At 72.0% G+C, this 13,351-nt stretch carries 10 protein-coding genes and 1 pseudogene; 3 read left to right on the top strand and 8 right to left on the bottom strand.

Annotated features, from left to right (window positions below; translation table 11 throughout):
- Window positions 1-82: 82 nt before the first annotated feature.
- The 6 genes from ABZ478_RS34265 to ABZ478_RS34240 form a co-directional block, all read right to left on the bottom strand.
- Window positions 83-1,081 carry a sugar phosphate isomerase/epimerase family protein gene (locus ABZ478_RS34265; RefSeq protein WP_359555777.1) on the bottom strand — a complete coding sequence of 333 codons (999 nt, stop codon included), beginning with the start codon at window positions 1,079-1,081 and terminating at the stop codon, window positions 83-85.
- Window positions 1,082-1,093: 12 nt separating this feature from the next.
- Window positions 1,094-2,323, bottom strand: a complete 1,230-nt coding sequence (locus tag ABZ478_RS34260) for a Gfo/Idh/MocA family oxidoreductase (RefSeq protein ID WP_359555775.1) — start codon at window positions 2,321-2,323, stop codon at window positions 1,094-1,096.
- 65 nt (window positions 2,324-2,388) lie between these two features.
- Window positions 2,389-3,453, bottom strand: coding sequence for a substrate-binding domain-containing protein (locus ABZ478_RS34255; RefSeq protein ID WP_359555772.1), 1,065 nt, complete (start codon window positions 3,451-3,453; stop codon window positions 2,389-2,391).
- Window positions 3,454-3,469: 16 nt separating this feature from the next.
- Entirely contained in the window at window positions 3,470-4,489 is a 1,020-nt protein-coding gene (locus ABZ478_RS34250) for an ABC transporter permease (protein ID WP_359555770.1), read from the bottom strand.
- Entirely contained in the window at window positions 4,486-6,003 is a 1,518-nt protein-coding gene (locus tag ABZ478_RS34245) for a sugar ABC transporter ATP-binding protein (protein ID WP_359555767.1), read from the bottom strand. The genes ABZ478_RS34250 and ABZ478_RS34245 overlap by 4 nt, the downstream gene beginning before the upstream one ends.
- A 320-nt stretch (window positions 6,004-6,323) precedes the next feature.
- A complete protein-coding gene (locus tag ABZ478_RS34240; protein ID WP_358932871.1) occupies window positions 6,324-7,505 on the bottom strand; it encodes an ROK family transcriptional regulator in 1,182 nt (393 codons plus the stop codon).
- A gap of 249 nt (window positions 7,506-7,754) precedes the next feature.
- On the opposite strand from ABZ478_RS34240, the gene ABZ478_RS34235 reads away from it, so the two are divergent.
- The gene (locus ABZ478_RS34235) at window positions 7,755-8,405 is read left to right on the top strand and encodes a DedA family protein (protein WP_359555884.1); all 651 of its coding nucleotides are present in this window, start codon (window positions 7,755-7,757) and stop codon (window positions 8,403-8,405) included.
- Between the two features lie 128 nt (window positions 8,406-8,533).
- Here ABZ478_RS34235 and ABZ478_RS34230 read toward each other — a convergent pair.
- Window positions 8,534-9,223, bottom strand: a pseudogene (locus tag ABZ478_RS34230) (polysaccharide deacetylase family protein); the annotation flags it as partial.
- Between the two features lie 42 nt (window positions 9,224-9,265).
- Window positions 9,266-10,225: a glycoside hydrolase family 11 protein gene (locus ABZ478_RS34225; RefSeq protein ID WP_359555764.1), complete on the bottom strand. Its 960-nt coding sequence runs from the start codon at window positions 10,223-10,225 to the stop codon at window positions 9,266-9,268.
- Between the two features lie 438 nt (window positions 10,226-10,663).
- Here ABZ478_RS34225 and ABZ478_RS34220 point away from each other — a divergent pair, with 438 nt between their 5' ends.
- Complete coding sequence (locus ABZ478_RS34220) at window positions 10,664-12,238, top strand: hypothetical protein (RefSeq protein WP_359555881.1); 1,575 nt, start codon at window positions 10,664-10,666, stop codon at window positions 12,236-12,238.
- Window positions 12,235-13,323, top strand: a complete 1,089-nt coding sequence (locus ABZ478_RS34215; protein ID WP_359555761.1) for a hydrogenase expression protein HypE — start codon at window positions 12,235-12,237, stop codon at window positions 13,321-13,323. The genes ABZ478_RS34220 and ABZ478_RS34215 overlap by 4 nt, the downstream gene beginning before the upstream one ends.
- Window positions 13,324-13,351: the final 28 nt, after the last annotated feature.

The following is a 13,351-nucleotide window of genomic DNA, read 5'->3' as shown; positions in this document are numbered from 1 at the left end:
AGAAGGGGCTGGTTGTACGGGCGGGTGCGAGCGCCGGGATGCGCCGTCATCCCGGAGTTGCGAACTGACCTTCAGATGCGGGTCAGTTGGAGAAGGCCGCGTCGAAGGAGGCCGACGGCGGCTCGAAGTCATGGGCCCTGAGGCGGGCCAGGGCCTCGGGGGCGCCCTGCAGCCGGTCCATGCCGGCGTCCTCCCATTCGACGGACACGGGGCCCCGGTAGTCGATGGAGCGCAGCATGCGGAAGACGTCCTCCCAGGGCACGTCCCCGTGCCCGGCGGACACGAAGTCCCAGCCGCGGCGCGGGTCGCCCCAGGGCAGATGGGAGCCGAGCCGGCCGTTGCGGCCGTCGAGCCGCTTGCGGGCCTCCTTGCAGTCCACGTGGTAGATGCGGTCGCGGAAGTCCCACAGGAAGCCGACCGGGTCGAGGTCCTGCCAGACGAAGTGGGAGGGGTCGAAGTTCAGCCCGAAGGCGGGGCGGTGGCCGATCGCCTCCAGTGCGCGATGGGTGGTCCAGTAGTCGTAGGCGATCTCGCTCGGATGGACCTCGTGGGCGAACCGCACCCCCTCGGCGTCGAAGACGTCGAGGATCGGGTTCCAGCGCGTCGCGAAGTCCTCGTAGCCCCGTTCGATCATCGATTCGGGGGCGGGCGGGAACATCGCGACGAGATGCCAGATCGCGGAGCCGGTGAAGCCGATGACGGTGTCGACCCCGAAGGCGGCAGCGGCGCGGGCGGTGTCCCGCATCCGGTCGGCCGCGTGCCGCCGCACCCCCTCGGGGTCGCCGTCGCCCCACACCGCGGCGGGCAGGATGGCCCGGTGGCGCTCGTCGATGATGGCGTCGCAGACGGCCTGGCCGACGAGGTGGTTGGAGACGGCCCAGCACTTCAGGCCGTACTTGTCGAGGAGCTGATGGCGGGAGGCGAGGTAGGCGGGGTCGGACAGGGCCTTGTCCACCTCGAAGTGGTCGCCCCAGCAGGCGAGTTCGAGGCCGTCGTAGCCGAAGTCGCGGGCGAGCCGGCAGACCTCCTCCAGGGGCAGGTCGGCCCACTGGCCGGTGAACAGGGTGAACGGGCGCGGCATGGGCGGGCCTCCTCAGTCCGCGACGGACGTGTAGACGGAGTTCTTCTCGGCGCTCTCCTCGACCGCGGCCAGCACGCGCTGCACCTGCAGTCCGTCGGCGAAGGAGGGCTCGGGGCTGCGGCCCTCGGCGATGGCGTGGACGAGGTCGCGGACCTGGTGGACGAAGGTGTGCTCGTAGCCGAGTCCGTGGCCCGGCGGCCACCAGGCCTGTAGATAGGGGTGTTCGGGTTCGGTGACGAGGATGCGGCGGAAGCCGGCCTCGGCGCCCGGTTCGGTGGCGTCGTGGAACCACAGCTCGTTGAGGCGTTCCAGGTCGAAGGACAACGAGCCCTTCTCGCCGTTGAGTTCGATGCGCAGGGCGTTCTTCCGTCCGGTGGCGTAGCGGGTGGCCTCGAAGGAGGCCAGGGCGCCGGAGGTGAACCGGCCGGTGAACAGGGCGGCGTCGTCGACGGTGACCGTGCCGGTGCCGGCCGCCGGCATCGCCGTCAGGCCGCTGCCCGCGCCGCCGGGCAGCGGCCGCTCCCGTACGAAGGTCTCGGTGAGGGCGGACACCCCGGCGAGCCGCTCCCCCGCCAGGTACTGCGCGAGGTCCACGATGTGCGCGCCGAGGTCGCCGAGCGAACCGGAGCCGGCCAGCTCCCTGCGCAGCCGCCAGGTCAGCGGGAACTGGGGGTCCACCAGCCAGTCCTGGAGGTAGGTCACCCGCACATGGCGCAGGGTGCCGATCCTACCGCCGGCGACCATGCGCCGGGCGAGCGCGGTGGCCGGCACCCGGCGGTAGTTGAAGCCGACCATCGCCACCCGGCCGCGGGCCTGGGCCTCCTCGGCCGCGGCCGTCATGGTCTCGGCCTCCGCCACGGTGTTCGCGAGGGGCTTCTCGCAGAGCACGTGCTTGCCGGCGGCGAGCGCGGCCAGTGCGATCTCGGCGTGGCTGTCGCCGGGGGTGCAGATGTCGACCAGGTCGATGTCGTCCCGGGCGATCAGGGCGCGCCAGTCGGTCTCCACCGCCGCCCAGCCGTGCCGGTCGGCCGCCGCGCGGGCCGCGGCCTCGTCGCGGCCGCAGATCACGGCCCGGACGGGCCGCAGGGGCAGATCGAAGACCCGGCCCGCGGTCCGCCAGCCCTGCGAGTGGGCGGCGCCCATGAAGGCGTAGCCGACCATGCCGACGCGCAGCGGGGGTTTCCCCTCCGGCGGGTCCCCGGCCGGGGCCGCCTGCTCCGTCGAGTCCTGCGGCTGTTCCATGCGCTCGTCCTCCTCTTCGTGGTGGCGCGGTGGGGGGTGCGGGCGAGGACCGGAAGGCCCCGGGCTCACCGGAAGCCGGTGGGCATGTACTGGTCGACGTTGTCCTTGTCCACGACGGCCGAGTAGAGCGTGATCGAGGCGGGGATCTCGTACTCGGCGAGGCCGCCGACACCCTTGCCCTGGCCGAGGGCGCGGGCGAGGTCGATCGCGGAGGCGGCCATGGTCGGCGGGTAGAGGACGGTGGCCTTGAGTACGCCGTTGTCCTGCTTGATGGCCTGGAAGGCGGAGAGCGCGCCGGCCCCGCCGACCATCAGGAAGCCGTCCCGGCCGGCCTGCTCGATGGCGCGCAGCGCGCCCACGCCCTGGTCGTCGTCGTGGTTCCACAGGGCGTCGAACTCGGACTGGGCCTGCAGGAGCTGGGCCATCTTGGCCTGCCCGGACTCGACGGTGAAGTCGGCCGCCTGCCGGGCCACCTTCTTGATGTTGGGGTAGTTCTTCAGGGCGTCGTCGAACCCCTGGGTGCGCTGCTTGGTCAGCTCCAGGTTGTCCAGGCCGGCCAGTTCGATCACCCGGGCGTTCGGCTTGTCCTTGAGCTTCTCGCCGATGTAGTTCCCGGCGCTCAGGCCCATGCCGTAGTTGTCGCCGCCGATCCAGCAGCGGTACGCCTGGGCGGAGTTGAAGATGCGGTCGAGGTTGACGACCGGGATGCCGGCGCGCATCGCCTTCAGGCCGACCTGGGTGAGGGCCTTGCCGTCGGCGGGCAGCACGACCAGGACGTCGACCTTCTTGTTGATGAGGGTCTCGATCTGGCCGATCTGCTGGGCGGTGTCGTTGGAGCCCTCGGTGATCTCCAGGGTGACGTCGGAGTACTTCTTCGCCCGGCTCTTGGCGTTGTCGTTGATGGCGTTGAGCCAGCCGTGGTCGGCCTGGGGGCCGGCGAAGCCGATGGTGACGTGCTTGCCGGGCTTGTCGTCGGCGGCCGGGCGGGTGTCGGCGGCGGCGCTCTCGTCCTTGGTGTCGTTGCTGGTGCAGGCCGTGAGGAAGGCGCCGGCGGAGACCGCCGCGGTCCCGAAGAGGAGTCCTCTGCGGCTGGTGCGGCCGTTCGTGGTGGGGCTGGTGTGCTCTGGCATGGCGGTGGACCCTTCCTCAGCTCGTTCTCGCGGTGCGGCGCTGGACCAGGACGGCGGCGACGATGATCGCGCCCTTGGCGATCTGCTGGACGTCGCTCTGGAGGTTGTTCAGGGCGAAGATGTTGGTGATCGTGGTGAAGATCAGGACGCCGAGCACGGAGCCGGTGATGGTGCCGCGGCCGCCGCTGAGCAGGGTGCCGCCGATGATCGCGGCGGCGATGGCGTCGAGTTCGTAGAGGTTGCCGTTGGTGTTCTGGCCGGAGCCGGAGAGCACGATCAGCAGGAAGGCGGCGATGCCGCAGCACAGCCCGGACAGCAGGTACAGGTAGAGGCGCTGCCGGCGGACGTCGATGCCGGCGAGCCGGGCGGCCTCGGCGTTGCCGCCGACGGCGACGGTGCGGCGGCCGAAGGTGGTGCGGTTCAGCAGCAGCCAGCCGGCGATGGTGACCAGCGCGAAGACCAGCACGAGCGGCGGGACGCCCAGGACGTAGGAGTCGCGCTCGCCGAGCTTCAGGACGCCGTCGACGGTGACGACCTGGGTGCGGCCGTCGGTGATCTGCAGGGCGAGGCCGCGCGCCGAGGCGAGCATGGCGAGGGTGGCGATGAACGGGACCATGCCGCCGTAGGCGACCAGCAGCCCGTTGACCAGTCCGCAGCCGAGGCCCACGACCAGCGCGGTGAAGAGGATGCCGGTGAAACCGTAGTCCTGGGTGGCGACGGAGGTGGCCCACACCGAGGCGAGGGCTACGATCGCGCCCACGGAGAGGTCGATGCCGCCGGCGGTGATGACGAAGGTCATGCCGACGGTGACCACGCCGATCACCGAGGCCTGGGTGAGGACGAGTTGGAGGTTGCGGGTGTCCAGGAACTCGTCGGGTCTGGTGACGCCGCCGATGACGACGAGGGCGGCGAGCACGCCGAGCAGGGACAGGGTGCGCACGTCGGCGCGGGCCGGCAGGCCGCGCCAGGCGGGGAGCCGGCCGGCGGACGGTGGCTTGCCGGTGGTGTCCCGGGGCGGGGAGACGGGCTGCGTCATGACGCCGGGCTTCCTTCCATGACGAGGTCGAGGACCTGGTGTTCGTCGAGTTCCTGGGCGGGTGCCGTGTGCACGACCCGGCCCTCGCGGAGCACCAGGACGCGGTCGGCGAGACCGAGGACCTCGGGCACCTCGCTGGAGACGAGGAGCACGGCGAGGCCTTCCTCGGCCAGGCGGCGGACGACGGCGTACAGTTCGGCGCGGGCGCCCACGTCGACGCCGCGGGTGGGTTCGTCCAGCAGCAGCACCCGGCAGCCGCGCAGCAGCCAGCGGGCGAGGACCGCCTTCTGCTGGTTGCCACCGGACAGGGTGCGCACGGGCACGTCCGGGTTGTCGGGCCGCAGCGACAGCTCGCGGGTGGCGGCGTGTGCGGCGCCCCGCTCGGCTCCCCGGTCGACCCAGCCGGCCCGGGAGAAGCGGGAGAGGGTGGAGACGGACACGTTGCGGGTGACGGACTCCAGCATCAGCAGCGCCTGCGCCTTGCGTTCCTCGGGGGCCAGCCCGAGCCCGGCCCGTACGGCGGCGCGCACACTGCCGGTCCGCAACGACTTGCCGTCGACCAGGACTTGGCCCGCGCTGGGCCTGCGCGCCCCGTAGACCGTTTCCAGGATCTCGGAGCGCCCGGATCCGACCAGCCCGGCCAGGCCGACGATCTCTCCCGGCCGTACGTCGAGGTCGAGCGGCGCGAACTCGCCGTCCCGGGCCAGCCGGCGGATCCGCAGCACGGGCTCTCCGGCGGGTGGCGCCGCGGGCCGGGCGGGGAACACGTACTCGACGTCGCGTCCGGTCATCAGGGCGACGACGTCCCTGGTCGGGGTGGTCCTGGCGGGCAGTCCGCGGGCCACGGCCCGGCCGTCCTTGAGGACGGTCACCCGGTCGCCGATGCGCCGGATCTCCTCCAGCCGGTGCGAGATGTAGACGACGGCGACGCCTTCGGCGGTGAGGTTCCCGACGATCCGGAAGAGGTTGTCGACCTCGTCGGGGTCGAGCGCGGCGGACGGCTCGTCCATCACGATGAGCCGCACGTCGTGGGAGAGCGCCCGGGCCATGGAGACGATCTGCTGCTGGGCCGCCGACAGGTCCCCGACCAGGCGGCCCGGATCGATCTCGGGATGCCCGAGGCGGCCCAGCAGCGCGCTCGTCGAGGTACGGGCGGTCTTCCCGCGTACGACGAACCCGGCGGCCGTCGGCTCGTGGCCGAGGTGGACGTTCTCGGCCACCGACATGTGCTCCACCAGGTCGAGTTCCTGGTAGATGGTGGCGATGCCGAGGCGCATGGCGGCGATCGGCGAGCGCAGGGTGACGGGTTCGCCGCGCCAGTGGATGGTGCCGCCGTCCGGCTGGTGGGCGCCGGCCAGGACCTTGATGAGGGTGGACTTCCCGGCGCCGTTCTGGCCGAGGAGGCAGTGCACTTCTCCCGCCTGGACGTCGAGGTCGACACCGTCGAGGGCGCGGACGCCGGGGAACGACTTGGTGATGCCGGTCATGCTGAGCAGCGGTGCTTCTGGTGCCATCGGATACCCCTCGGCGGACGTGCGGGCCGGTGTCAGGGCGTGCCGCGCCTGCTGCCGGGCGCGGTGCCGGGCAGACGTCGTTCGGGCAGGGCTGAGCGCTGTCGGTGCGGGTGTGGGTGTGGGTGGAGACGGCAGGGCGGAGCGGGCCCGTGGCAGGGCCGGCCGCCTTGGCTGCCGGGCGGTGAGGCGGTGGGGTGTGCTCGGGGTGGAGCGTGCTCGGGTGCGGCGGACGGGGTGGGCTCGGGGGCGCGGGCGGTGGTGCTGTCTACACGAGTCAGTGCGGGCGGTGCGGGCGGCTCGGACGGGTGGGCGGTCGCTCGTTACGCGGGTGAGAAGAGGTGGTCGCTGATCAGCCGGGCCGCGCCGGTCACACCGGCGGTGGGTCCGAGCTCCCCGAGGACGATGGGCAGGTTGCCGGTCGCCAGGGGCAGCGACTGGCGGTAGACCTGGGTGCGGATCGCGGCGAGCAGGGTGTGGCCGAGGCCGGTCACCCCGCCGCCGATCACCACCAGGCCGGGGTTGAAGAAGGAGACGAGGCCGGCGATGACCTGGCCGACGTGGGTGCCGCCCTCGCGGATCAGGTCGAGCGCGGTGGCGTCGCCCGCCGCGGCCGCGGCGGCCACGTCGACGGCGGACAGGGTGCCGTTCGCCGCCAGCCGGGCCGCGAGCTCGGCGGACAGGCCCTGGCCGGCCGCCTGCACCGCGTCCCGGGCCAGCGCGGCGCCGCTGAAGTGGGCCTCCAGGCAGCCCCGGTTGCCGCAGGCGCAGGGACGGCCGTCGGGCACGGCCTGGATGTGGCCGATGTCGCCCGCGCTGCCGGTGGTACCGCGGTGCACGGTCCCGCCCACGACGATGCCGCAGCCGATGCCGGTGCCGATCTTGACGCAGAGGAAGTCCGCGACGGTGCGGGCGACTCCGGCGTGCTGCTCGCCCATGGCCATGAGGTTCACGTCGTTGTCGACCATGACCGGGCAGCCGAGTTCCTGGCTGAGCGCCTCCCGGACCGGGAAGCCGTCCCAGCCCGGCATGATCGGCGGGGCGACCGGGACGCCCTCGGGGAACCGGACCGGTCCGGGGACGCCGATGCCGGCGCCGTCGAAGCCCTCGGCGAGCCCGGTGGCCTTCAACTTCCCAGCCATGTCAAGGACTTGCTCGAAGACGGCGACGGGGCCCTCACGGACGTCCATCGGCTGGTTGAGATGACCGAGGATCTCCAGCTCGGCGTTGGTGACGGCGACGTCGACCGAGGTCGCGCCGATGTCGACACCGAGGAACCTGAGGCCCGGGTTGAGCCGGACGTTGTGGGAGCGGCGGCCACCGCGCGAGGCGGCGAGCCCGTCGGCCACCACCAGGCCGGTCTCCAGCAGCCGGTCCACCTCCACCGCCAGCTTGGACCGGGACAGGTCGACCTGGTCGCCGAGCTGGGCACGGGAGTTGGGGCCGCCGTCACGCAGCAGCTTCAGCAGGCGGGCCTGGTGCGTGTTCGCCGGTCGTGCCGTCATGCGTCTCACGTGCCCCTCCCCGCCAGTTTTCGGCCGCCAGTGGCTGGCTTTCACAGGGAAAGTAGCAGTGGTCGTTGAACCTGGGAAGAAGTCGTGCACGGATTCCCGCAGACTTTTTCCTCTCCCAGGACAAAGAGCGTCGGTTCCGGACGATGGAATGCCTGGTCGGGCTGTCGGAAAGGCGTAGGACCCCGGGCACGGGACACTGGGGAAAGCGGGCCGCCGAGCGAGTGCAGGGAGGCGAGCGTGGTGATCGCCGTCAATCCGACGGACAGCGCCTCACTGCTCGCTGCCTTCGGGGCGCTGGGCGTCCTGGCGGTGATCTTCGCCGAGTCGGGCCTGCTCGTCGTGGGGTTCTTCCTGCCCGGCGACACGCTCCTGTTCCCCGCCGGGGTGCTGTGCGCGGCGGGCGACGGCCAGGGGCCGCGGCTGGAGTTGTGGCAGGTGATGCTGTGCGCGGCCGTCGGCTCCGTGGTGGGCGGCCAGGTGGGCTATCTGCTCGGGCGGCACGGCGGGCGGCCCCTGCTGGAGCGCTCGTCGAGCCGGCGGGTGAAGGCCGGCACGGCGCGGGCGGAGCAGCTCCTGGCCCGGTACGGATACGGCAAGGCGCTGGTGATCGGCCGTTTCGTCCCGATGGTGCGCACCGTGCTGCATCCGGCGGCCGGCGCGCTGGGGGTGCCGGTGCGGTCGTTCACGTTCTGGCAGACGGTGGGCGGGCTGCTGTGGTCCCAGAGTTTCGTGCTGGCCGGGTACCTCCTGGGTTCGTCGGTCTCCCACGTCGACGACTACCTGCTGCCGCTGGTCGCCGTCATCGTGGCGCTCTCGCTGCTGCCGCTGCTCGCGGAGGCCCGCCGGACGCGTCGCCTCCGGCGGGACGAGGAACGCCGGCGGGACGGCTGAGCGTCAGCGGGCCCCGGGCGCGGCCGAGCCCGCGAGTGGGCCACGATCGCCCACCGGAGACCGGGCCGTCCCCGGTGGTGCGGCGATCGTGGCCGGTGTGCTCAGCGCGTGCCGAGGACGGCGCTGCCGGGTGCGACCGCGCGGCCGGTCTGCGGGGAGATCATCCCCGCGCACAGACCGCGGGAGGCCAGCACCTGGGCGATGCGCGGGACGGCGGCGAGCGTGTTGCCCGGCCACTCGTGCATCAGGATGACCTGGCCGTTGGTCAGCCGTGAGACCGCCTGGACTATCGCGTCGGTGCTCGCCCCGTTCCAGTCCTGCGAGTCGACGTCCCAGATGACCTGCCGCAGGCCGTATCCGGCCTCCACGGCCTGCAGCGTGCCGTTGGTCTCACCGTACGGCGGGCGGAACAGCCGCGGGGTGCCGCCGCCGGCGCCCGCTATCGCCTGCTGGGTGCGGGAGACCTCCGAGTCCATCTGCGCCTGGCCGAGCCGGGTCAGGTGCGGATGGGTGTAGCTGTGGTTGCCGATCCACATGCCGGCGGCGGCCTCGGCCCGCACCTGGGCCGGGTGAGCGGCGGCGTACTGGCCCTCGTTGAACATGATGGCCCTGAGCCCGCTCTGCCGCAGGGCGGCCAGCAGGGCGGGGGTGTGGGCGTCGGACGGGCCGTCGTCGAAGGTGAGTCCGACGTACCCGGCGCAGCCGGCGGCGCGCGGAGTGGTGGCGCCGGCGGCGGTCATGGTGCTCGCCACGGCCGTCACGGCTACGGCGAGTGTGGTGACGAGGGCCCGTAAGGGCAGGCGCGGGCTGGTTCGCATGGGGGTTCGTTCCTCCTCGACTCCGTTGCTCCGGTGGTCACTTCAGCTCGCGACGCACGTCACGGCGGGCCAGGTCCAGGTGCCGTTGGTCTGCAGGGTCACGCCCCAGTTGCTGCCGTTGCCGTCGGGTTTCGCGACGAGTGTCTGCGCGTCGGGGTAGCTGGTGCCGACGTTCCAGGTGGAGAGGACCTTCTCCGGGGACGGGACCTTCATCGTGACGGTCCAGTTGGCGGCCCCGCTCACCGACACGTTCAGGTTGTAGCGGTCGCTCCACTGCTGCCCCGCGGACAGGGTCGCCGTACAGCCGCCGCCGCTGCCACCGCCGCCGGTGCCGCCACCGCCGGAGGAGCCGGAGTCGGCCACCGTGATGCTGGAGTTCCCGCTGCTCTGGTACCCCTCGGTGGCGAGGATCTGGTAGTTGAAGGTGCCCAGGTTCATGCCGTTGCGCGCCCAGGCGTCGAAGTGGTTGCCGGCGGTGATGGTCCCGCCGGTGCGCTTGGACTGCCGGACGCTCCAGTACTGGTTGAAGGTCCTGGTGCCCTCGATGGAGGGGGCGTTGACCCGGGTGGTCTCGTAGATGTCGTACGTGCCGCCGTCGCTGGTGACGGTGCCCTTGTAGGTTCCCGTGGGCCGGTACGTGCCCCAGTCGTCGACGACGTAGTACTCCACGAGCGGACTGGTGGTCCAGCCGTAGAGGGCGAGGTAGGCGTTGCCCGACGGGTTGAAGCTGCCCGAGTAGGTGACGTTCCGGCGGGCCCCGGTGCTCCAGCCCTTGCCCGCGACGAAGTTCCCGCTGTTGCTCCACTTGGTGCCGTAAGCCCCGCCCGAGCCCAGGTTCATGGAGACCGAACCGCCGCCGTCGGTCCAGAACGAGTAGTAGTACCCGTTGTCGGTGCCGGTCCGGCTGGACGTGATCACGGTGTCCGCGCTCGCGGTGCCGGGCAGGAGCAGCGCCGCCATGGCCACCAGCACCAGGGCGCAGGCGCTCCTGACGAGTGACATGAGGCGATCGCCTCCGCGGCCGTTCAAGTAAGACGTGCGCATGCCAAGGCAGCCTCCTCAGGTCTCCGCCGACGTCGAGGAGTGTTGGATCGGCCGCGGGGACTGTCAATGGTTTCGGTAGATGTTTCGAAACATTCGCACTCGACCTTCCGGCAATGTGAGCGACAAGTAGCAGTTCAAATCCCATGTTCGAGACTCCTGCCGAAAGCGACCCTCGCATCCGAGTCCCATGTGATCGACATCTGATCAACTAGATTCGAAAGTTTCGAAGCCCTCGAGAATTCAGCCATCGCCTGACCGGCCCAACGAGGCTCCGCCGGAGGGGCGAGGTCCGGTGAGGGGTGTTTCCGTGGTGGAAGGGATGGGCCGGTACACCTGTGACGAGGAGGCGGTATGCCGGAGTCGGGCGGCGTTGGCGGCGTGGCGGGTGCCGCCCTGATGGGCGGTGACACGCCGGACGGCGGTCCCGGCGACGCCTTCGCACGAGTGAGCGGCGTCGCCGACGCCGTCCTCTACGAGGGCTATCTGCTCTACCCCTACCGCCGTTCCTCGGCCAAGAACCGTGTGCGGTGGCAGTTCGGGGTGCTGCTGCCCCGGGACTGGGCGGAGGCGGACGGCCCCGTGGTCCCGGGCATCTCCGGCTCCGCCGACTCCTGGTACCAGCGCACCGAGTGCCTGGTGCGCGTGCGGCGCCCCGGCGCGGTCGTACGGGTGCGCGTGCGGTATCTGCAGATGCAGCACAAACAGGTGCGGGCGGCCGGCCCGGACGGCCGGGACCTCCCGGTCGAGTCGCTGCGGACGGACGACGGGCGCGACCACCTCACCTTCGACGAGGCGGTGCCGCACGAGGTCGACCTCGCGTGGCCGCTGGCGGATCTGCTGCGCGGCGAGTGCGGCGCCGCGGCCGGGGCGCCGGCCGGTGAGGAGACGGAGGTACTGCCCGGCGGTGCCGGGCGGGTGGTGCGACGGCGCGAGGAGATCCGGGCGCACACCGCGGTGGTCGCCGAGCGGCTCACCGAGGACGTGTACCGGCTGCGGGTGCGCACCGAGAACACCGGGCGGGCACCGGATGTCCGGGCCGTGCGCGGCGAGGCGCTGCGGCACGCGCTGCTCGCCGCGCACACCCTGGTCGGCGGCGAAGGCCTGGAGTTCGTGTCGCTCGTCGATCCGCCGGCCGGCCTGGCGGAGCAGGCACGCGGCTGCGTCAACGCGTTCACGTACCCGGTGCTGGGCGGCGCGCCCGAGGACACGGGCCCCACCGGGCCGGTCGTATTGTCCTGTCCGATCATCCTCCCGGACCGTCCCCAGGTGGCGCCGGAGAGTCCGGGCGATCTGCACGACGCGGCGGAGATCGACGAGATCCTGACGCTGCGCACGATGCTGCTGACCGACGAGGAGAAGGCCGAGGCCCGCGCCACCGACCCGCGCGCCGCCCGGATCCTGGACCGCGTCGACAGCATGCCTCCCGAGGTCTTCGCCCGGCTGCACGGTGCCATCCGCTCGCTCACCCCGGCGCGGCCCGCCCCGGCCGGCGCCCCCGCCACCCGGCCCGCCTGGTGGCAGGAGGGCGCCGACGACGGGCTGTCCCCGGCCACCGACACGGTCGTGGTCGACGGCGTCGACGTGGGCGGCGGCAGCCGGGTGCGGCTGCGGCCGCGCGGCCGGGGCGCCGACGCCCAGGACATGTTCCTGGCCGGCCGGACCGCGCGGGTGGCGGCGGTCTTCCACGACGTGGACGGCAGCACACACCTCGCGGTGACCGTGGACGACGATCCCGCGGCCGAACTACACGGCTGGTACGGCCGATTCCACTACTTCCGGCCCGACGAGGTCGAACCACTCGCCTCCGTGGACCCGGTTGCCCCACCCGGCCGCGGTCCACGCGGCCCCGACGTCCGGCCGGCAGGCCGGAGGAGGGACGGCTCGATGGACGGCGCGACGGACGCCTCCGAGACGCCGGCGCAAGCAGCCGGCCGACTCCCCGACCGACTGCAGCAAAGGCCGACGACATGAGCACCCAGAGCGGTACCACCGAAGTCAGCCGCGAGCCCAGCCGGGCCGAGGCGCGTGAGGGGATCGACGAGATCCACATCCTCTGGATCTCGGAGGGAATGAGCTGCGACGGCGACACCGTCTCCCTGACGGCCGCCGACCAGCCCTCGATCGAGGACGTCGTCCTCGGCCTCATCCCGGGCCTGCCCAAGGTCAACCTGGTCAACAAGGTGCTCTCGCCCAGCCTGGGCGGCGAGGACTTCCTGGCGCCCTACCGGGCGGCGGCCCGAGGCGAGTTGGCCCCGTTCATCCTGGTGATCGAGGGCTCGATCCCGAACCAGAACATCATCGACGGCGACGGCTACTGGACGTCGTTCGGCAACGACCCGGAGACCGGGGAACCGCAGACCCTGAACTGGTGGATCGACCAACTGGCGCCCAAGGCCTGGGCGGTGGTGGCCGCCGGCACCTGCGCGACCTACGGCGGCATCCACGCCATGGCCGGCAACCCGACCGGCTGCATGGGCCTCGCGGACTACCTGGGCTGGGAGTTCAAGTCGCAGGCCGGTCTGCCGGTGGTCAACGTGCCCGGCTGCCCCATCCAGCCGGAGAACTTCATGGAGACCCTGATCTGGGTGCTCCAGCACGCGGCCGGTTCCGCTCCCCCGCCCCCGCTGGACCACATGCTGCGTCCGCAGTGGCTGTTCGGCAAGACGGTGCACGAGGGCTGCGACCGGGGCTCGTACTACGAGCAGGCCGACTTCGGGCTCGACTACAACTCACCCAAGTGCCTGGTGAAGACCGGCTGCTGGGGCCCGGTCGTCAACTGCAACGTGCCCAAGCGCGGCTGGATGGCGGGGATCGGCGGCTGCCCCAACGTCGGCGGTATCTGCATCGGGTGCACGATGCCCGGCTTCCCCGACGCCTTCATGCCGTTCATGGACGAGCCGCCCGGCGGCACGCTCTCGTCCATGGTCATCAAGCCCTACGGGGCGGTCATCCGCCGGCTGCGCGGCCTGACCAACGACATGGTGAACCACGAGCCCAGGTGGCGCCACAACAAGCGGAAGCTCACCAGCGGTTACGACCCGCGCTACCGCCCGTGACCGCTTTCGTCCCGCACCCCCCACCGAA

Origin of the sequence: Streptomyces sp. NPDC005706 (assembly GCF_040631045.1) — a bacterium.
GTDB lineage: Bacteria > Actinomycetota > Actinomycetes > Streptomycetales > Streptomycetaceae > Streptomyces.
This window is presented reverse-complemented; position numbering and strand designations above follow the sequence as displayed.